Raw genomic sequence first — 23068 nt, 5'->3', positions numbered from 1 at the left:
AAGGCTTACAGGAAAATCACCTGTAGGCCTTTTTTTTTGCGCTCAGGCGATACAGTTTTTCCTATGCCGTTTGACATACGGAACCAAGCGAACTATGTACCCATTTTTCCAATAATATCAGCCTGTGAGCTTGTGCAGTCCTGGCTCAGGGACGGTATATCTTAGGTGGTATTGTGGGGTTCTTGAGCCATTCTTACAGGAAAATCATTACGAGGCGTTCCGATTCTTTGCCAAAGATTGAGTACGCTTGAACCCTTCGGAATGATTGCATCGGAACTTGAGACCGTATGGGGAATCATATGCCGCAGAGTGTGTCTGAGAAGGCTTTTTTCACCAGTTTTCAGAAAGAAGTGTGGATTTCTCAGCACTATTCCGGGCATGAAGACAATGCATGCATTTTGGCAACATTTCGAATACTGCGGCGTATCGACAGGGATGTATTGCGGGAGGCCATACGTATTGCGCTGATGCATCACGTTTTGATGACGGGGAAGATGCATCTGGATGAAAAGGAACCGTTCTTTGCTTTGCACAGCTACGATGATATCGATATCTCGTTTGTCGATCTTCCAGGCGGGAGCGACACCCAGGATGAGATCGAGCGTGAACACGACAGGTTTTTCGAGCAGTCGCTGGGGGAGCGCCCTGTACGCTTTCTTCTCATCCGTTCGGACGCAGAAAGTTTCTTCGCCCTGAAATGCACGCACATCGCCCTCGACGGGTTCGGGACCTTCTGTTTTGTCGGTTTCATCGCCGACATCTACACCAGCCTGATGCGCGGCGAGAACGTTCCCATCGACGAGCTTCCCGTCTGGCTGGACGTGTACCGGGATGACAGGGCGCATTTCGCTTCGGCCAAGTTCGAGCGCGACATGGACTTCTGGAAACGCCATCTCGAGCGGATTCCGGAGAAGCGGATTTTCCGGGCCCGGCCGGGGCATGCGGATGTGCTCGGGAATTCCCGGCACAGGAAATTCCATCTCGGCGAGGACGCCAGCCGGGTCATCGACCGCGTCATCCTCCGCCACGGCATCAGTCCCAACATCTATTTCATGGCTCTCCACGCCCTGATCGTCTCCTTCATGTGCGACGAAAAGCGGGTCGTCATCCTCAACCCCGTCGCCTTCGGCGAGCGCAAGGTACTGCACAGGCGGCAGGGGTATCAGGTGGCGATGCCGCCCGTATTCATCGATCTGGGCGCGCATGAAAGCATCGCCGGGCTCTTCGAGGACATTTCCACCCAGGGCCGGACGTTCTACCGCCATATCCGTACCCCGCATCAGGTCGCCATGCGCGAACTCCCGCACAAGAATTTCTCGTGCCTGGGCGACATGTTCGTGAATTTCATCCCCGGAATGCCGAGCGGGTCGCCCGAGTTTCCCATCAAGACCGCCGAACAGGTCCACGGCAGGCATGAGGATCTCGTCCTGGGCATGATGGTGCTGCGTGAAGCGGAGACGGATACGTTCTCCCTGACCGTGCGCAGCAGTTGCAACCATCTGAGCGAGCAGGATGTAGAGCGCTACGTACGCAGGGTGGAGCACCTTTCCCGGCAGTTGGACGCAGGTGCGGATCTGGCGGACCTGTCCATGCTGCTCGACGAGGAGGAGCGCGAGCTGATCGTCTGGCAGAACGGGCCGCGCAGGGAATACCCGCTGTCGTCGATCCCGGACCTGTTCGACGCCGTTGCCGGGAGGCATCGGGATCGGCCAGCGGTCAGGGACGAGGCGGGGGACGAATTGTCCTACGCGACGCTCGGGGAGCGCTCCCTGCGCTGCGCGAAGTGGCTTCTGGACAAGGGCGTCCGCCGCGGGGACCGCGTCGCCGTGCACGCCCGGCGGGTGCGTTGCCTGCCGGAGATCATCCTGGGGATCATGCGCATCGGGGCGGTCTATCTCCCGCTGGACCCAGCCTCCCCCCCGGAGCGCCTTCGCCTCATCCTGGACGACGCCGAACCCTCCCTGGTCATGGATGCCGCCCGGCCGGAACACGAAAACGCGGCCCCCGCGGACGTGAGGGAGACAATCGATCCCGCGGAAGGCGCCTACCTGATCTACACGTCCGGTTCCACGGGCAGGCCCAAGGGCGTTCTCGTGCCCCACCGTGGTTTCACGAACATGATCCAGGGCCAGATCGAGATCTTTGGCGTGCGCCCCGAGGACCGCGTGCTGCAGTTCGCCTCTCCGGCCTTCGACGCGTCGCTGTCCGAAACATTCATGGCCCTGCTGGCCGGGGCGAGCCTGTACCCCGTCGGCGAAAACCTGCGCAGCGAACCCTGGAATCTGCAGGCGTACATGGCCGGCAACGTCGTTTCGGTCGCCACGCTGCCCCCGTCCTACCTGCACCTTCTGGACCGGGACGGTTACTGCCCGCGGGTGCTCGTCACGGCGGGGGAGGCTCCCATCGCTCGGGACGCCCTGCATCTCGCCGGACGCTGCACATATTTCAACGCCTACGGGCCGACCGAGACGAGCGTCTGCGCAACCATCAAGCGGGTGCTGCCCGATTCGTCCCAGCCCATCGGCTGCGGCCGTCCGATCCCCAACGTGCGGGCCCATGTCCTCGATTCCGGGCGCAGGCCCCTGCCGGCCGGCATGGTGGGTGAACTGCATGTCGGCGGCGCCGGCCTGGCCCTCGGCTACCACGGCAACGCCGAGATGACGGCCCGGCGCTTTTTTCCGCTGCCCACCGCCGGCGGCGAGATGGTCTATGCCACCGGCGACCTCGCCTCGTGGTCCGAAGACGGCGATCTCATGCTGGTCGGGCGGACCGACGATCAGGTCAAGGTCAGGGGCAACCGCGTCGAACTCGGGGAGGTGACCGCGCTGCTCGAAACGTGCGACGCCGTCAGCCAGGCCTTTGTCCTCGCCAGCCGGGACGGCACGGATCAGACCACGCTTGCCGCCTTTCTGGTGCTGCGTCCCGGAGGCTCCGTCGACTCCGTCGTGCGCTGGAGCAAGGGCAACCTGCCCGGGTACATGATTCCCTCCTTCTGGCATGAGCTCGGCGTCATGCCGATGACCGTGGTCGGCAAGGTCGACCGCGAGGCCCTGCGGGCCATCGCCGACAGGGCCGGCGCCGCGCCCTCGGGCGGGGTGGACCTGGATCCCCGGCTGCTGCGGATTTTCGAACGCACCCTCGGCTACGCCTACGATCCGCAGCGGGATTTCTTCGCCCAGGGCGGAGACAGCCTGAAGGCCATGGCCCTCCTGCACGAGATCCGGGCCGCGTACTCGGTGGACGTCGCGTTCCGGGAATTCGTGCGTTGCGCCTCGCTTTCCGACGTGGCGGAGCTGTTGCGGCAAAAGCGTCCGGCGGCTGAGGCGGCGTGTTGCGACCAGGCCCCCCTGAGCCGCAACCAGTTCCAACTGTGGGCCTATCAGCAGGCCAACGAAGGTTCCATCGACTACAACATGCCGCTGCTGATGAGGGTTAGCGGGGAGAGGGCGGCGGCGTTCGTCGACGCCCTGACCGAGGCCATCGGGCGGCAGGAGCTTCTGGGCTGCACCGTGCAGGGCCCAATCGACGCCCCGTTTTTCCGTCGCGACCCCGGTGTCGCCATCCCTGTCAGGCGCTCCGCCTTCCCGGATTTCGAAACGGCCCTGCGGCACATGCAGGAGCTGATCCACACGCCTTTCGACCTGCGCGCCCAGTGCCCCGTGCGGCTGGAAATCGCCGAGGCGGGCGATGACTTTGTGGCGCTGCTGCTCCTGCACCACATCGCCGGCGACGCGGACAGCATCGAACTGCTCTTGGCGGACGCCCTGCGCGGCATGCGCGGGGAACGGGGCGCCGCAGGGCGGCTGGCGACCCAGGCGGCGTTCTGCGCGCGCGAGGAGGCGTATCGGCGCTCGGCCGATTTCGCGGCGGACAAGGCCTTCTGGGACGCTGTCTTCGCGCCTCCGGCGGCGGTGCTGCATGCCTCGCCCAGGCGCAAGGGTGCCATGGCCGCCCTGGAACTCACGCCCGCCCCGACCGAGGGCCTCGAAGCGCTGGCCGGCCTGGCCGGCGCCTCGCTCCTGTCGTGTTTCGCGGCCCTGGTCGCGGCCTTTCTGCGGGACAGATACGCCCGGCCGGAGCTCCTGGTCGGCGTCCCGGTGGGGCTGCGGGAGAGCGGCGAGGAGTTCGGCACCGTCGGGTTTTTCGTCAACACCGTGGCCCTGCGCCTGCGCGGGAGGGACCGGGACATGGTCGGGGCCGTGGAGGAAAGCGCCGCCCGGCTCAAGGAGGCCGTGGCGCACAGCCGGTACTGCGGTGGCAGGGCGGCCGACGTCCTGGCGACCCATGCCCCTGTTCCCCGCGTCGAGGACGACGGGTTCTCTGTCGACATGCTGGCCCCGGAACTCCGGGCCAGCAAGCTGACGGCCAGTTTCACCCTGGAAACGGGGGCGCGCAGCCGGCTCGTGCTCGAGTACGATGCGCTGTTCATCGAGGACGGCGCCGCGTTGCTGGAGGATTTCCGGGGCTTCATCGAAACGGCCTGCGGCGGGGACGAGGTCCCGGACGGCATGCGGATGCTGGTTCGGGCCTGGACGGAGATGCTGGGCCGGGCGCCGGGAGGGGACAGCGATTTCTTCATGGACGGCGGCGATTCCATCAAGGCCATCCAGATGACCGGGATGCTCCATCGGCGGGGCGTCACGACCCTCGGGGCCGCCGATTTCCTGCGCACGCCGCGCTTCGAGGACCTCTGCGCCCTGCTCGCGGCGGGGAACGCCCCTGCGCAGGCCGTGCGCTACGTGCCCGTGGAGGCCGGGCAGCGTGTGCCGCTGCTGCCCCTGCAGGCCGACCTCCTGCGGAACCACCCGCGGCACTGGACACGCTTCTGCATGGCGCTGCCCCTGGAACTGGACGCGCGGGTGGACGAGGGCGTCCTGGAGGAATGGCTGCGCACTCTGCCGGACAGGCACGAGGCGCTGCGGCTCGCCTTCTTTGACGGCACGGCCACGATGCTGCCGCAGCCCCAACGCCCCTGCCTGACGCGCTGCGCCGTCGACGCTGGCCTGCCGCGGGAAGAGGCGGTGCGCACGGTGGCGCGGGCCGTACTGGCCGGAATCGACCCCGAGCGCGGCGCGACGTTCGGGGCGGGGCTGGCGGAACACGGGGGCGGGCGCCTGCTGCTGCTGGCCGGGCACCATCTGGTCCTGGATGCGCTGTCCCTCGATATCCTGCGTCGCGAACTGGCCTGGTATTGCCGGAACGGCCAATGGCCTTCGCTCCGGCCCGGCGCCGGGATGGCCACCTGGGCGGCGCAGGTGGGGCGCCTGTCCGCCGGTTTCCCCGACGAGGAAGAAATCCGTTTCTGGCGGGAATGTTGCGCCACGCCGACGTCGTCCCTGCACGCGCTGAACCCGGCCGGCTTGGATCGCCTGGGCTCGCGCGCGGTTGTGCGCCGCTGGCTGGACGGCGGTGGCCTGTCGCCGCAAATCCTTCCGCGCAGCGAACTGCTGGCGGCGCTGGCGCAAGCCCTGCACGAGCAGGGACAGACCGACGCCGTCTTCGTCCTGCTCGAAGGCCATGGCCGCGAAGCCATCGTGCCGGGCCTCGACGTCAGTCAGACGGTGGGCTGGTTCACCAGCACCTTCCCGCTGGCATTGAGTCCGGCGGCCGATGCGGCCAGCGCGGTCCGGCGACTGGAAGGCTGGTTCGACCGGCTGCCTCGCAACGGCATCGGCTACGGCCTGGCCGCCCGGCGGCACCCCGAATCCCTGGCGTACAGCCCGCAGATCGCCCTCAATTATCTGGGCCGCATGCACGTCGCCGGCGAGGACGACGGCTTCGAACCGCTGCCGCAGTGGTCCACCCCCGATGCGCTGCCCGGCCTGATCGACCCCGATTTTCGCCCTGACGCCCCGCTGGATTTGCTGGTCTGGTACGATGCGCGGGACGAGCTGTGCCTGTCGGCGTCCTTCTCGCCGGAATGTCTCGCCGAGGCGTGGGTCGGCGCCTTGCTCGACGGCTGGCTCGCCGCGCTGAAGCGCCTCGCCTCGGCCGGAGAGGACCGGTTGGCCCTGGCAGTGGCCAGCCAGTGCGCGCCCGAGGACATCGCCGCCGCCGGCGCGCCCGACCCGGCCCAGGAAAGCATGCTCTTCCAGCATCAGCTCGATGCGGACCGGGAGGGCGGGCTGACCTATGTCCAGCAGATCAATTTCAGCCTGGCCGGGGAACTCGACGAGACGATCCTGGCCGAGGCCTGGGGGCGCGTCGTCAACCGGCACGAAAGCCTGCGCAGCCTCTTTCCGCAAGGTCCGGACGGCGAGTTTCGCCGCCTGACGCTCAAACGGGCCCGCACCACCTGCGAACGCCACGATCTGTCTGCTTTGCCCGCGGCCTTGCAGACGTCCCGGCGGGAGGATCTGCTTACGGCGCGGCGCCACGCACCGTTCGACCTCGCGTGCGGCCCCCTGCTGCAAACCCAGCTGCTGCGTTTCGCGCCGGACCGCCATGAAATGAGCTGGTGCTTCCATCACCTGCTGATGGACGGCTGGTGCGTCGGCATTCTGCTGCGCGAACTCTTCTCCTGCTACGTCGCCCTGCGGGCGGGCGGACTGCCGGGTCTGGCGCCTGCGCCGTCTCTGTCCGGCTATCGGGAGTGGCGCCGGGGCCGTGACGAGAACGCTGCGCGCGCCTATTGGGCGGCGTTCCTGCAGGATGTCCGCCCGACGCCGCTGGCTGCGGCCGGGCAGTCGGAGGATCCGACCGAAACGCTGCGCGAGGTCGAACTGCGTCTCGACGAAGCGGCGACTCGCGACCTGAAGCGCGCCGCCGCGCAGATGTCCGCGACCCTGCCGAATCTGCTGCAGGCCGTCTGGGGGCTTCTGCTCGGCGCATCCCTGCACGGGCGGGACGTGGTATTCGGCCTGATCTCTTCCGGGCGGCCGGCCGAAGTGGCGGGGATCGAGGCCATGGTCGGGTTGTTCATTCAGACCCTTCCTGTGCGGGTGCGCTGGGACGAAGGCGACACGCTGGCCGAGCTGGTGGGCCGCGTCAGGGAGCAGGCCGTGGCGCGCGCCCCGTACGAATTTCTGCCGCTGGCGGAAATCCAGCGGCTTGCCGCCGACAGCGGGCCACTGATCGACCATTTCCTGGTCTTCGAAAACTACCCGCTGGAGGGCATTGCGCAGCACGGGGCGCCGAAAATCGACGCCGTGTCGGGTTTCGAGCGCCATCCGTACGCCTTGGCCCTTTCGGTCGTGCCGGGCGAGCGCCTGCTGTTCCGCTTCAGCTTCAGGCCCTCGGCCTTCAGCGATGCGCGGATGCGGCATGTGCAAGCGGCGTGGCTGGCGCTGCTCGACGCGGTCGCGCGCGGGGCGGCGACAAGCTGCCTGGAACTGGAGCGGGCGCTGCTCTCGACGGGCGCCGTGATTTCCGAAAGCTTCAACCGGACCGCGCGTCCGTATCCGCGTGAGCGGTCGGTGTGCGGCGTCTTTGGCGAGATCGCCGCCGCGCGTCCTGACGCCACGGCCTTCCTCGGGCCGGATGGCCGCAGCTGGAGCTACCGCGAACTCGACGACGTCGCGGGCAGGGTCGCGGCCGGGCTTGGCGCGTTGCCGGCGGGGGAACCGGTGGCCATGGCCATGCCGCGCGGGCCGGAGGCCGTGGCGGTGATGCTGGGCATCCTCAGGGCCGGTGGCTGCTATATGCCCCTCGACGAGAAAAACCCCGCGGCGCGGCTCGGCAACATGCTGCGTATCGCCTCCTGCCGGCGGCTGATCCACTGGCGCGACGGCCTGTCGCGGCTCGACGACCGGGATCTGGCCCGGCTCGACTGCCTGGAATATGACGCGCTGATCGAGCGTCCGACCCCATCCTGGCCCGTGGCGCTGACGGAGCCGGAGGCCGGCCGGGCCGCCTACGTCATGTTCACGTCCGGGTCGACCGGCGAGCCCAAGGGCGTGGTCGTGCCGCACCGCGCCGTCCTGCGCCTGGTCTGCAACAGCTGGTTCTGGGACATCGCGGCGCAGGAGCGCGTGCTGCAGGCCGGCCCGCTGGGGTTCGACGCATCCACGCTTGAGATCTGGGGCGCGTTGCTCAATGGCGCGACCGTCTGTTTCATCCACGACGACGACCTGCTCTCGCCCAAGGGGCTGCGGCGCAAGATCGTCGCCGACCGCATCACCCGGATGTGGCTGACCTCCGGCCTGTGCAACCTGTTCGCGGACGAGGACCCGGCCGTCTTCGCGCCCTTGCGCTGCCTGCTGACGGGCGGCGAGGCCCTGAGCCCGGCGCACATCCGCAGGATCGCGGAAGCCTGTCCGGAACTGGAGATTTTCAACGGCTACGGGCCGACCGAGAACACGACGTTCACCACGGTGCACCGGATCGGCGCGGCCGACCTGGAGGGCGGCCCGATCCCCATCGGTCGGCCGGTTTCCAACACCTGGGTCCATATCGTCAACGAGCATGGCGCATTGGCCGCCGTGGGGGAATGGGGAGAGATCTGCGCCGCCGGGGACGGGTTGGCGCTGGGGTACATAGGGCGTGACGATCTGACGGCCAGGGCCTTTGTCGAACTGCCAGCGCCGGTCGGCGAACGGGTATACCGCACCGGCGACATCGGCCGCTGGCGCGAGGATGGCGTGATCGAGTTCCTGGGCCGGCGCGACGGGCAGGTCAAGATCCGCGGGTTCAGGATCGAGCTGAGCGAGATCGAGACGGCTTTGAGCCGCCTGCCGGGGGTGCGCCAGGTGGCCGTCGTCGCTCCGGAGAGCGGCGACGGACGCAGCCTGGTCGCCTTCGTCCAGGCCGGGCAGGCCGACGGCGAGGCGCTGAGGCGGGCGCTCAGGCCGATGCTGCCGGCCTACATGCTGCCGGATCGGATCGAATGTCTCGACGTCCTGCCGATGACGCGAAGCGGCAAGATGGACCGGGTCGCGCTGGAGCGCCGCGCGGCGGAGGGGCGCTGCCCCGCGGTTCCGGACGGCGGCGTTGCGGGCGATCGTGGGCTCGAAGAGCGCATCGCGGCCATGTTCAGCGAGGTGCTGGGCGTCGCCGTGACGTCGCCCGCGGCGGACTTCTTCACTCTGGGCGGGCACAGCCTCAAGGCCATGCGCTTGCGTTCGCGCCTCAACCGTTGCCTCGGCGTCGAGCTTTCGCTGTCCGAGGTCATGCAGCATTCCCGCGTCGATGCGCTGGCGGATCTGGTGCGCGGGAAATGCCGGGACGGGCGGGCCGCTGCCACGGGCCCTGTCCCGGTCGGCGAACTGGAGGACTACCCGCTGTCCAGCGCTCAGGAGCGCCTGTGGTTTCTGCAGCGCATGCAGCCGGACAGCACCGTGTACCATGTCTCCTTCGCGGCCCGCCTGCAGGGCGGGGTGGACGCCGACGCCATGCGGCAGGCGCTGCGCGAACTCGAAGCGCGTCACGACGCCTGGCGTCTGCGCATGCCGACGCATGTGGGGCCGGACGGGTTGCGCCAGAGACTTGCCGCGCCCGGTGCGTTGCGTCTGCAATTCCATGATTTTTCGGCCCAGGCCGACCCCGGCGCCGCCGTCGCGGAGGCGATAGAGGCCGAGCTGGCTCGGCCGTTTTGTTTCGGACCCGACGAGCCTCTGCTGCGCGCGAGTCTGTGGCGGGAATCGGCGGACGCCTGCGTCCTGCTGCTCGACATGCATCACCTGATTTGTGACGGCTGGTCCATCGAGATTCTCTTCAAGGAGCTGCAGCACGCCTACGGCTGCGCCCTGCGGCAAAGCTCCCCAGAGTGGCCGGCGCTGCCGTTGCGTTATGTCGACTACGCGTGCTGGCAGCGCGACTTTCTGAGCGGGCCGCAGAGCGCGGCGGCCAGAGCCCGCTGGGTGGAGCGCATGACGCCTCTGCCCGAGCCGCTGAAGTTGCCCGTCGACAAGCCGCGGCCGGCGCGACGCAGCCAGCGGGGGGAAGTGCTGCGCTTCACCTTCGACGTCGACCGGCTGCGCGGGCTCAGGGCGCGCGCCCGCGCCTGCGGCGTGACGCTCTTCCCGGCGCTGCTGGCGCTGGTCAAGACCTTTCTCTACCGCCACACCGGGCAGTCCGATCTGGTCGTCGGCGTGCCTGTCGCCGAGCGCGATCACGAAAGCCTGCAGGGGCTCGTCGGCTTCCTCGTCAACACGCTGCCGCTGCGCGACCGTCTGCAGGTCGATGCGGGGTTCGACCGGCTGGTCACGGATATCGGCGCGTCCCTGCGTGCGGCGCTGGAAGACCAGCGCTACCCCCTCGAAGCGCTGGTCAGCGACCTGAACGTGCCGCGCGAGGCCACGCGCAACCCTCTGTTCGATGTGCTGGTCGCCCTCGAGGACCCAGACTGGCGGGGCAGCATTTCGTCGGATGCCTTGCGCATGAGTCCGTACCCCCTGCGGCAGCGGCAGAGCAAAATGGACCTGAGTTTCTTCTTCCGCGAGGAGGGGGAAGAACTCGGCGTGGAGATCGAGTTCTCCACGGATCTGTTCGAACGAGCCAGCATCGAGCGCATGGCCGAACGCCTGATTGTGCTGGTCGACGCCGTCCTGGATGCGCCGGGGCGGGCGCTGCGAGACGTGCCGCCGATGACTTCGGCCGAACGGGGGCTGGTTCTGCGCGGCTTCAACGCCACCGACGTGGACCGGACTCTCGAGCTCGGCATCGACGCCTGTTTCAGACAGGCGGTGGCGTCCCGACCTGAGGCCGTCGCCCTGCGCTCCTGCGACGGCGGAACGCTGAACTATGCCGAACTGGACCTGCGCGTGAGCGCCCTGGCGGCCGGTTTGCGGGCCGAAGGCGTCGCGCCCGGCGCCTTTGTCGGCGTCTGCTACGAGCGCTCCGTCGATCTGATGCTGGCTGTTTTCGCCGTGCTGCGCGCTGGCGCCGTCTATGTGCCTTTCGCGCCGGGCCTGCCGGCGGCGCGGATCGCCGCGATGGCGGAGGATCTGCGGGATTGCGCGGTGCTGGCGGCAGACGGCCAGGAGGAGAAATTCCGGGCCATGGGCCTGCGCGTGCTGTCCCCGGCCGTCACGGACACGGCGTTCGAGCCGCCTGTATTGCCGGCCAATGCTGCAGCTTATGTGATCTTCACCTCGGGGTCGACGGGGCGGCCCAAGGGCGTCCTGGTCGAGCAGCGCGGCGTGCTCAACCGCCTGTTCTGGATGCAGTCGCGGTTTCCCCTCGATGAGCGGGACGTGATCCTGCAGAAGACGCCGGTGTCCTTCGACGTATCGGTATGGGAACTGTTCTGGTGGTCATGGACCGGAGCGTCGCTTGCCCTCCTGGCCCCGGGAGAGGAGAAGGACCCGGCCGCCATTGTCGCCGCCATCGAGCGTCACGGCGTCACCGTCATGCATTTTGTGCCGTCCATGCTGCGGACCTTCCTGGACCACCTCCAGCACCACCCGCAGGATGTGGCGCGCCTCTCCAGCCTGCGCCGCGTGTTCGCCAGCGGCGAGGCGCTGACCGCCGAACTGGCGGCCCGTTTCAACCGCCTGCTGCATGCCGCTCACGGCGTCGAACTGCATAACCTGTACGGCCCGACCGAGGCCACGGTCGACGTGACATGGCAACCGTGCTCCCCTGCGGTAGACGGCGCGATCGTGCCGATCGGCCGACCCATTGACAACACGCGCATCTACATTCTCGACGGGCAGGGGCAGCCGGTGCCCATCGGCGTGACGGGCGAGCTGTTCATCAGCGGCGTCCAGGTCGCCCGCGGCTATGTCGGCCGTCCCGACCTGACGGCGGAGCGGTTCCTGCCCGACCCGTTCAACCCGCCGGCGCGGATGTATCGAAGCGGCGACCTGGCGCGCTGGTGCCCGAGCGGTGAAATCGAGTACCTGGGACGGTGCGACGACCAAGTCAAGATCCGCGGTTTCCGCATTGAGCTCGGGGAAGTCGAGGCCGCGCTGGAGCGTTGCGCCGGCGTTGCACAGGCCGTGGTCCGGGTCGGAGAGATCGGCGGCATGCCGGCGCTGGAGGCGTTCCTCGTGCCCGAAGGGCATACGGGGTTGTCCATGGCCGCGTTGCGGCGCGATCTGGCGGAAAGCCTGCCCGACTACATGCGCCCGGCGGCCTTCTACCAGGCCGAGCGCATTCCCCTCGGCCCCAGCGGCAAGGCCGACCGCAAGGCGCTTTGCGGGCGACGGCTCAGCCTGAACGAGGTCGGTTCGTATGCCGAACGGCAGGCCTTGAGCCCGACGGAGCATGCGGTGCTCGACATCTGGGCCTCGCTGTTCCCGGAAGCGGGTGAGATCGACGTCGAACAGAATTTCTTCGATCTGGGCGGCAATTCCCTGCTGCTGGTCCGCCTGCATGAACATCTGGAAGCGCGGTGGCCGGGTTGTTTCACTCTGGCGGACCTTTTCGTGGACGTCAGCGTCCGCCGGCAGGCTTCCCATGTCGACGGCGCGCAGGCGGGCGCCACCCAGTCCCTGCCCGTGGCCCCCGCTTCCCGTCCGGTCCGGGAACAGGAGGTCGCGGTCATCGGCATGGCGTTGCGCCTGGCCGATTACGAAGACGCGGAATCCTTCTGGGCCGATTTGCTTGCGGGCGCGGACCGTACCGGACCGATGCCGGCGGACCGACAGGCCGATGCCATCGAGGCCCTCGCCGCTGTCGGCGTCGAGGCCGACGGCGCGCGTCTGCGCGAAGCATCCTACCTGCAGGACGTCTCAGGCTTCGATTGCAGGCGTTTCGGCATGGCTCCGGGCGATGCGTGCTTGCTCGACCCCGAGCAGCGCCTCTTTCTGGAAACGGCCAGTCGGGCGCTGGAGGACGCGGGCTACGGCGGGAACGCACTGTATGGCGGCAACGTAGGCATCTTTGTCGGGGGCACCCCTGTGCACGTCTTCAAGGATGCGGTCACTCGCTCGTCCCCGGAGCTGGCCGAGCAAGCCTTTATCCTCAACGTGCCGTCCAGCATGGCGACGCGCCTGGGATACTTCAAGGACTGGAACGGTCCGGCCGAACTCGTCGACACGGCGTGCTCCTCTGCGCTGAAGGCGGTGCGCGACGCCTGTCAGGCGCTTGCGAAGGGCGAATGCGAGTTGGCCCTGGCCGGCGGCGCGCGCGTCATGCTGACGCCGCTCAGGGGCGACAAGGGGTTCGCCATCGAAACGACCACGGGACGGACGCTGACCTTCGATGCCGCCGCCGATGGCGTAGGCGGCGGCGAGGGCGCCGTGGCCTTCCTGCTCAAGCCGCTGGCTCAGGCCCAGGCCGACGGCGACGCCATCCACGCCGTGATCCTCGGCGGGGCCGTCAATCAGGACGGGCGCTCCGCGAGCATCGCCGCCCCGAGTCCCGTGGCCCAGGCGCAGGTCATCCAGGCCGCGGCCGCCGACGCCGGGGTGCCCCTCGACAGCCTCGACTTCTTCGAGGCGCACGGCACCGGCACGGCGCTGGGCGATCCGATCGAAATCGACGGGCTCACCCGCGCTTTCGGGGCAATGCCGCAGGCCAAGGTGCCGATCGGGTCGGTCAAGGGCAATTTCGGGCACCTTGATTCCGCGGCGGGGGCCATCGGCATGGCCAAGGCGATCCTTGCGCTCAAACATGGCGTGATGCCGCGTCAACCGCATTTCCAGCGGCCCAACCCGCGCATCGATTTCGACCGCGCGCCGGTCTTCGTGGCCCGCGAAAGCCATGCGCTGGCGCAGGAACGGCGACCCTGGCGTTGCGGCGTCAGCGCCTTTGGCCTTTCGGGAATCAACGTGCACCTGATCCTGCAGCAGGCGCCGCCGTCGGCCATGCCCGGCGACGATGAACGCTGGCATTGCCTCGTGCTCTCGGCTGCCAGCGAAGCCGGGTTGCGGACCTATGCGGAGAATGTCCTGCAGGCCGTGGCCGCCCATCCCGAGTGGCCCCTGCACGCCATCACCGCCTCGCTGGTCTGCGGGCGCGAGCATCTGTCCTGTCGGGCCGCGATTTTGGCGCGGACGCGCGATGCGTTCGTGGACCAGCTGACTGGGCTGTGCCTAGGGGCGTCGGTCGTGCGCACGAGCCGCGTGCGGCCTGTGGCGCGGACCGTCACGTACGGGGCGTTGCCGGGAAATGAGGGCGAATTGCAGGCCCGCGACCTTGCCGACGCGTTTTTGGCGGGCGCGGAACCGGTCTGGCCCGAGGGCGTGCCCGCTTGGCGCGTGCATCTGCCCACGGTGCCGCTGGAGCGCGTCCGCTGCTGGCCGAATATTGTTCCGCAGCGCGCCCCGCGCCAGGAGGGCTGGCTGGGCGAAGGCGTCGACAGCCCGCACGGCCGGCTGTTCAGCGTGCCGGTCGCGTCCGAAGCCTTCTGGCCCGTCGCGGAACACCGCCTGGGCGGGCGTCCCGTCCTGGTCGGCATGGCCATGGTCGCCTTGCTGGCCGAGGCCATGAAGTCCCTGGCGCCCGGCGAAACGGGGATCCGCATCGAAAATCTGTGCTGGCTGCGCCCTCTGGCGTCCGAACGGGTGGCCGGCGGCAACGCGACCCTCGGCTTGAGCCAGGTGCCGGAGACGCATGGCTTTTCCGCCTCACTGAGCGCGCTTGAGGTGTCCGGGGAGTGGTGCGAGTTCGCCACTGCCGGAGTGAGCTGGCCTGGCGCGGCATCCGGTTCTCCCGTGCCGGTCGATCCGGCCGCCCTGCGCGCCCGCATCGCCGAGCCCCAAACCGCTCGCGCGGCCGAGGGCGGCGACGTCGTTCAGGTCAGCACCCGCTGGGATTGCCGGCGCCAGGCATGGCAGTCGTCCGACGGCCTGCAGGCGCTGGCGGTGCTTGAACTGCCCGCTGCGTACCACGGCGACCTGCGCGTCGCACCCTGGCATCCGGCGCTGCTCGACGTGGCCGCCAGCCTGGCCATGGACCGGCCGGGGCTGGTGCCCGTCTGCTGCCGCGAAGTCCGGCTGCATCGCCCGTTGCCGTCGCGCGTGCTCGCGCACGCGGTTCGCCGGACGGCCGGATCGGGCCTGCAGGCCGATTGCATCCTGTACGATGAACAGGGCGAGCCGCTCGTCGAGCTGCGCGGGCTGTTGTTCGTCCCGTTCCAAGCCGGCCGCGCGAACCTGCACCGGCTGGAATGGAAGGAGATTGCGTTGCCGGAGCCCCTGAAGGCGGCAGCGGGGGAAACACTGCTGCTGGGCTCGGGGGAGCTGGTCGACCGTCTGTCACGGGCGCTGAACGGGCAGGGCCGAGCCTTCCGGCACTACGCCTTCCCGGCCGATGAGGCGGCGTGCGGCGCTTTGGCGGCCGAGATCGCCGGTCCGGGCGTGAAGCGGGTGTTGTACGTGCTTCCGGAGCAAGGGCTCGACGGCTGGCCGCTGGCGGCGCTCATGCAGGCGGTTTGTCGACGCGGGCTGCGCCGGACCGTGCGCTGGCTGGCGGCCGGGCGCGGCGCCTGGCCCACGCAGGTGGGGCAATCGCCCGACGCGGCGCTGGTCATGGGACTCCTGTTGTCGCTGTCGCAGGAGGAGCCTCTGCTCGCTGCCCGTTATGTCGAAATGGACGGCGACGTTTCGCCCGAAATGCTGCTGGCGGAACTCGACGCGATCCCCGAAGGCGCCGCGCCGCCGCTCAAACTTTCGGGCGGCAGGCGTTTCGGGCGCGAACTTTCCGCGCCGCTGCCGGAAACCCTCGCCGCGATGCCTGCGGGGGGCGGGTGCGTGGTCTTTACCGGCGGTCTCGGGGCCATGGCGCTGACGCTCCTCGAGGCGGCGGTGCCGGCGCTGTGCGAATCGGCGGCATTGCTGCACCGGGGGGATTTCCCGGCCGAAACCGAATGGGAAGCCCTCGCCCGCGGCGGGAATCCCCGGCTGGCCGAGCGTGCCGAGCGCCTGCTGGCGCTGCGTGCCCGCGGGGTCGCGTTCGGCCTGTATGCCTGCGACGTCACCGACCGTGCGGCGCTGGCGGAAACGCTGGAACGGGTGCGCCGGGAGCGTGGTCCCATCGGCGGCGTCGTGCATACGGCCGGCGTGGCCGGCGACGGTTTCCTGCTCGGCAAGCCGCAAGCCGCCTTCGAGGCGGTGCTGGCCCCGAAAGTGAAGGCGACACGTCTCCTGCATGAACTGACGCAGTCTGACGCGCTGCGTTTCTTCGTGCTCGCGTCGTCACGCACGGCTCTGTCCGGCGCGTCGGGGCAGACGGACTACGCGGCGGCCAACGCCTGGTTGGATGCGTTCGCCGCATGGCGTCAGGCTCAAGGGTTGCCGGCCACGGCCATCGACTGGAACACGTGGAGTGGTGTCGGGATGGCCGCGCGTATGGGGGCCGTCGATGCCGGCCGCGCCAATCTGGACCCGGCCCAGGCCGGCGTGGTTTTCCTGCGGGCCCTGTCCTGCGGCTTAAGCCAGATTGTCGTGACGATGCCGGGAGAAAGTCTGGTCGCGCCTGCCGCCCCTGGCGATCCTGCGGCGGCTGGTGAGGATGCCATTCGCCCGGATTTGCCCCTTGGCGAGCGCGTGCTTGCAGCGGTGGCGTCGGGGCTCGGCTATGAAACCCCGCTGACGCCGGATGACGATTTCTATGCGCTGGGGGGCGATTCGATCAGCGGCATGCGCATCGTCAACCGGTTGCAGCGCGAACTGGGGCTGACGGTGAGCCTGGCCGACCTCTTCGCCAACAGCCGGTTGGGCGATTTCGTCGCGGCCATCGAGCACCTGGCGCACAACGACGCGCCCGAGCCGGACCGGCCCCTCGCCGCCCCGCTCCTGGCGGATTATCCGGTCAGCCGCGAACAGCTTGCCGTATTGCAGGCCGAGGCCGTGGCGGCGCCGCATACCGGCTACAATCTCCCGCAGTTTTTGCGTTTGCCGACCGATGTCGATCTGCAGCGGTTGGAGCAGGCGCTCAGCCGACTGGTCGAACGGCACGAAATCCTGCGGACGCGCTTTGTCGACCCGGCCGGCGGGTCGCCGCGCATGGAGGTGCTGCGGGCAGAGCCTTTCCGTCTGGCTCAAAGGCGGGTCGAGGCCCTTGACGAAGGGACCGTGAAGCGCTTCGTGCGCCCGTTTGCGCTGACCGAGTCGCCGCTGTTCCGGGCGAGCGTGCTGGACGTGCCGGGCGAGGGACAGCTGCTGTTCTTCGACATCCACCACTCCCTGGCCGATGCCCGCTGCGTGGGCCTTCTGCTGGGCGACCTGCACCGGCTCTACCGTGGCGAACAACTTGCCGCGCCCGGTCTGCAGCAAAAGGATGCGGCCTGGTACCAGCATCAACAGGCCGACGCCCAGGACGAGGCGCAGCGATATTGGTTGGAGTTGTTCTCCGGCCCCCTGCCGATGCTCGAACTGCCCGCCGACCACCCCCGTCCGAGGCGGCACACGAACCGCGGCTCATCGACGGGCTTCCGGGTGCCCGACGAGTGGGTGGAGCCCATCCGCGCCCTGGCTCGGGCGCAGTCGACCACAAGCTACACGCTCGTCCTCTCGCTGTGGAACGTGCTGCTCGGGCGGCTGGCCGCGGTTGACGATCTCGTCATCGCCGTGGCTGCCGACGGGCGCGACCGGGAGGAATTCGAAGCCACCTCCGGGATGTTCGTGTCCCTGCTGCCGCTGCGCCTGAGCCTGGCGGGCGGTGAGCTTTTCGCGGACGTGCTGCGGCGCAATCATCATCTGCACGCCCAGGCCATGCGCCACCGATCGTTCCCGCTGGGCCGCCTGCTTTCCACCTTGCGCGCCCCGATGGCCCTCGATCGCACCCTGCTTGCGGAAGTGACGTTCTCGTACATGAACTTCGCCCCGGCCGCGGGAGGGACGGAGGGGTTTGTCGCGCTGCCTGTGGGCAATCCCGGCTGCAAGGCGGACCTGGCGATCTTCGTCAGCGATGTCGGGCCACGGATGAGTTTCGCCCTGGAATATTATGCCGATCTGTTCGATGCGGCGCGCATCGAACGCATGGGGAGGGACTTCCTCGATCTGCTGCGCCAGATTGTCGAGCAGGGCGTGCAGATGCCGGTGTCGGAGCTGGGGCTGAACGCCCCGCCCCCCGCCAGGGCCGCCGCAGCCGAACCGGCGTGTGCGGCGGACCCTGACCGCGACGTCGCTGTCCCTCAGGCCATGCTGGACAGCGTACTCGGGGTGTTCCGGCGGTTTTTCGGCGAAGCGGTCGGCCCGCACGACAGCTTCTTCGACCTTGGCGGGCACAGCCTGCTCGGGCTGCAGATGGCCAACCAGCTGGCGCATGAAAGCGGCCGCGAGCTGACCATCCGCGATTTCTTCGATCATCCCACCCCGCTGGGCATGGCCCGGCTGCTGGCCAGCCAGAAGGCGGACAGCGACAGGATTGTGGCCGCCCCGGCCTCGGCCGACGGACGCTACCCGCTGAGCCACGCCCAGCAGCGGCTCTACGTGCTGCACCACACCGATGGCGGGGCGGTGGCCTACAACATGTCGTTCGTGTTCCGCGCGGCGGGTGCGCTCGATCCCGGGCGTCTGGAACGGGCGCTGGCGCGGTTGTGCGAGCGCCACGAAACCTTGCGCACGGCCTTCGTCGAGGAGGACGGGCAGGTCTGGCAGGTGGTCCGGGACGACGTGCGCCCGGAGTTTCACGTGCATCGCCTCGGTCCGGGAGCCTTTGGCCAGGCGCTGGCCTTCTTCCGCCAGGACGCCATACAGGCGTTCGAGCTGGGCCGCGCCCCGCTGCTGCGCATGCGCGTTTGCCAGTTGGCCGAGGATCAGGCCCTGCTCTCGCTGGTCATGCACCATATCGTCGGGGACGGGTGGTCGATGCAGGTGTTTTTCGGCGAACTGATGACGCTGTACGTCGATGGCGAGGCGAAACTTCCGCCTCTGCACATCCAATACCGCGACTATGCGCTATGGCAGGGACGCCGCGATTGGCAGGCCGAAGCCGACTACTGGAAGCAGGCCCTGCGGGGCGCTCCCGCGCGGGTTGCCCTGCCGGTCGACGCCGGCGCCGCCTCCACGTCGACGGCTGCGGGCGTGGTCCGGAGGATGCTGCCGGCTTCGGTTCTGGACGGGCTGCGCAGGCAGGCGCGGCGCAAGGGCGTTTCGCTGGCGACGCTGATCCTGACGCTGTTCTGCGCGCTGCTGTACCGGCTGACCCGCCAGCAGGACATGGTCATCGGCATGGGCGTGGCCGGACGCGAGCGGGCCGAGCTCGAAGGCCTGGTTGGGTTTTTCGTCAACATCCTGCCGATTCGCATCCGGATGAACGACGATACCGAGATCGACGCCCTGCTCGACCAGGTCCATCGCGCGTCGCTGGAAGCCCTGCAGCGCCAGGATTACCCGTTCGACCTGCTGGTGCGCGAAGTCTCGACCGCACGCGGCGAGCGTGAATCGCTGGTCAACGTGATGTTCGAATACCAGCGCTACGGCGACTTGCAGCGGATCAACCGCCCGGTTTCGGGCGGCGAACTGCCCGAGTTCACGATCGTCGATCCGGATGATTTCGAAGGTGCGCGGGACCGCGGCAATCCCGCCGCGGACCTCGGCGATGGCCCCGGCGCCAAGTACGATCTGACCTTGTTCGTGCAGGATGAGCCGGCGGGTTGCTGCCTGCGGGCCGAGTACGACCGGCGTCTGCTGACCGGGAAAACGGTCGCGGACTGGCTGGCGTACCTGGAACATTTCATGACGGCCCTGATCCGGTCGGAAAACGGGAAAGACCATGAGGATATCTGATCTGTCGTTCGGGACGCCTGCGGAGCTGCAACCCGCGGTTACCCTGCAGGCCGCCGACTCCCCGTGCCTGGAGGAGCGGTTTTCCGCGCTGGCGCGCGAGTGGCCGGACCGGATGGCGGTGGGCGACGCTTCCGGGGCAATGCGTTTTGCCGAACTGGATGCCCTATCCGCCGCCATCGCCCGGTTCATCCTGTCGCGGGGTTTTGCGCCGGAAACGCCGGTCGGCGTGATGTGCGGGCGCAGTCGTCTGTTCGTCGCCGCTGCGCTTGGCATCTGGCGTGCGGGCGCGGTGTATGTGCCGATCGATCCGGGCCTGCCCCTCGGACGCCGTCGACAGATGCTTACAAATTGCGCGGCGCCCCTGCTGATCGTCGATGGGGCGCGCGCCGGGGACGCCCGCCACCTGCAGTACGCCTGCCCGGCCCTGGCCGAACTGCTGTGCCCGGACATCGACGTTTTCGACGATGCCGTCGAGACTCCCGGCGAGCTGATGTCGCAGGAACTATGGAACCATGTGACGGCCGACGCCGCCGACGGCAGCTGGAAGAGCTATTTCGACGGCCGGCCCATGGGCGCTGAACTGCTGGCCCAGCTGGCCGACAACCTGCTGCGCAAGACCGCCGATGCGCTGCAGGGCGGGAAGGGGCGGGTGCTCGACATCGGCAGCGGCGCGGGCGTGGTGGCGCGGGCGCTGATGTCGCGCTGCGGGCAGTATTCGGCGGTGGACCTGTCGCGGCGCGAGCTCGACCGGCTGGAGTCGCTGGCGCAACGGAACGGGGCGGGGGTGGAAACGCACCAGATGGAGGCCATCGACATTCATCTGCTGGCCGGCGGGTACGACCTGATCACGCTCAACAGCGTGATCGAGAATTTCCCCGGCTACAACTACCTGCGCCGCGTACTCGATCACGCGTTGGCAGCCCTGAACGAAGGCGGCACGCTTTTCCTCGGCGGGGTCTGGGATCTGGCCCGAAAGCCGCGCTTCCTGGACGACCTGCGGGCCCATGCCGAAGAAAGCGGAAGCGCCGCCGGCCTGCTGCGGCTGGAAGCCGCGCAGGAATTGTTCGTGCCGCGCGCTTACTTCGACGAATGGGCGCAGCTCTGCGCCGGGGAGGTGCGGATAGAGTTTTCGCGTCCCGTGATCGACTCCCGCGAGCTGGCCGATTACCGCTACGATGTGCGCATCAGCAAGCTGTCCGCGTCGCCGCCGGAGCTCGGCCGGGCACAGGCTTCGCGTCATGGCGCCCCGGCTCTGCGCCAGGCGTCGCCTGCGCAGATGGCGCATTGCGGGCCGAACCACGCGGCCTACATCATCTACACGAGCGGCACGACGGGCGCGCCCAAGGGCGTCGTGGTCGAACACGGCAGCCTGCTGAATCTGGCCGATGCACTGCTCGAAACGGTCCATGCCAGGGCTCGGGGCGACATGCCGGGGCACGCGGCCCTGCTGGCCTCTTTTTCGTTCGATGCATCCCTGCAGCAGATGCTGGCCTCGGTGCTGGGCGGGTATGCGTTGTTTGTGGTTTCGGACGAGCTGCGCAAGGACCCCGCGGCGCTGCACGATTTTCTCGAGGAGAACCGCATCGACGTGTGCGACGGGACGCCCAGCCTGTTTTCCCTGCTCTGCGACCACTGGATCGATCATGGGCTGAGCACGTCGGTTTCGACGTTCGTTCTGGGGGGCGAGGCGCTGCACATCGACCATCTGACCCGCTTCTTTTCCTGCCCCGGGCACCGCGGCGCCTGTGTCTTCAATGCCTATGGCCCGACGGAGTGCTGTGTCGACGCGAGCCTGCACCGCTTCGATTTCGGCAATCACCGCGACTGCGTTGCGCCGCCCATCGGCCGGCCCTTGCCGCATACCGCCATTTCGGTGCGCGGCCGCAACGGCGAGGCCTTGCCCCCCGGCATCCCCGGCGAGCTGTGGGTCGGCGGCGCCGGCGTGGCGCGCGGCTATTTCGGCGACAGCGCCCTGTCGGCGCTGCGGTTTGTCGAGGCGGATGGCAGCCGCTGGTACCGCACCGGCGACATCGGCCGCTGCCGGGACGACGGCGTCCTGTTCTATGTCGGCCGTGAGGACCAGCAGGTCAAGGTGGGCGGTTATCGTGTGGAGATCGGCGAGGTCGAGGCCGTGCTCAACCGTTGTCCATCGGTGCGGCAGGCCGTGGTGCGCGCCGATGATTTCGGGGGCAACGGCGTGCAGACGCTGGCGGCGTATTACGTGGGGCGGGGCGAAACCGACCCGACCGGGATTCGGGCCTATCTCACCAACCATCTGCCCGCATACGCCATCCCGAGCCATTTCGTAGAACTCGATGCGCTGCCGGTTACCTCCAGCGGCAAGGTCGATCGCCTGAGCCTGCCTTCGCCGGTCCGGGTCGAGCAGTCGGCGGGCCGCGATGCGCGCCCTCGCCGTGCCCCGGCCGGGGAAGTGGAGGAGAAGTTGGCGGCGATCTGGGCGCACGTGCTGGGGCGGCCCATCGCCGACGCCGACGCCGATTTCTTCGAGCAGGGCGGTCACAGCGTGCTGGGCATCCGGCTGATCTCGCTGATCGAAAAGCAGTTCGGCCGGCGACTGTCCCTCTCCCGTCTGTTCAAGTCGCCGACCATATCCGCCCTGGCCGCCGCCCTGGCGGAAGCATCGTCGGCCGCCACCGCCTATACGCCGATCGTTCCCCTGGAAGCGCACGGGAGCGGGACGCCGATATTCCTGTTTCACCCGGTCGGCGGGAGCGTGTTCTGCTACCAGACGCTGGCGAAACTGCTGGCCGGTCCGCGTCCGATCTATGCCGTGGAGGCTCCGGGCTTCAGCGCGGACTGGCCGCAAATGCCCACGGTCGAAGACATGGCGGGGAATTATCTGCAGGCCATTCTGGGGCAGGGCCGGCACAAGGAAATCATCTTCGGCGGCTGGAGCTTCGGCGGACTGGTGGCGTTCGAGGCCGCCCGCCAGTTTCGCGCCGCAGGCGGGGGTGTCGGCGGGCTCATCCTGATCGACACCGTGGCCGACAACCGGGTCGCCAGGGAATTGATGCTGCAGGACGAGGCGGCCATGCTGGCCAGGCTTTTCAGCGAGCATCTGCCGGTCAGCGAGGACGATTTCCGGTCACGCACCGGCGACGACCGCGTCGATTACCTGATCCGTGTCGGCGTCGAGAACGGGATGTTGCCTGCGGGGTTCGAGCCGGGGCAGATGCGGCGTCTGCTGCAGACCTTCCACAACAACGCCCTCGCCTCGGCGCGCTACGATGCGCCCGCAGCGCCAGGGCGGGCCCTGTTGATCCGGCCGCTGCAGACCTCGCGTTCCGCGTTCACGCTTCCCGAGGACCCCTTGCAGGGATGGGAGGCGCGTCTGGCGGACGGCATCGACCTGCGGTGGGTGCGCGGCAACCACGAAACCATGCTGACGGACGGGCTGGTCGCGGAAACCGCTGAACATATCCGCAGATATCTGGCGGAAAATTCGGTCCGGCGTGAAGATGAAACCGTGTCGGGACGATGAAAGCAGG

The 23068-nt window shown here is 68.4% G+C and carries 2 protein-coding genes; both read left to right on the top strand.

Annotated elements, in window-relative coordinates:
* Positions 1–299 precede the first annotated feature (299 nt).
* A complete protein-coding gene (locus ACYQ3G_RS14630; RefSeq protein WP_459826836.1) occupies positions 300–19559 on the top strand; it encodes an amino acid adenylation domain-containing protein in 19260 nt (6419 codons plus the stop codon).
* The gene (locus tag ACYQ3G_RS14625; RefSeq protein WP_459826834.1) at positions 19546–23061 is read left to right on the top strand and encodes an alpha/beta fold hydrolase; all 3516 of its coding nucleotides are present in this window, start codon (positions 19546–19548) and stop codon (positions 23059–23061) included. Before ACYQ3G_RS14630 ends, ACYQ3G_RS14625 begins: the two co-directional genes overlap by 14 nt.
* The last annotated feature ends 7 nt before the right edge of the window (positions 23062–23068 follow it).

The organism is Desulfomicrobium salsuginis, assembly GCF_054657795.1.
Note: the sequence above shows the minus strand (reverse complement) of the source record. Positions and strands in the feature narration are given on the sequence as shown.

Coding starts and splice junctions, on each gene's coding strand:
- ACYQ3G_RS14630 (WP_459826836.1), top strand. CDS start 300: ATGCCGCAGAGTGTGTCTGAGAAGGCTTTTTTCACCAGTTTTCAGAAA.
- ACYQ3G_RS14625 (WP_459826834.1), top strand. CDS start 19,546: ATGAGGATATCTGATCTGTCGTTCGGGACGCCTGCGGAGCTGCAACCC.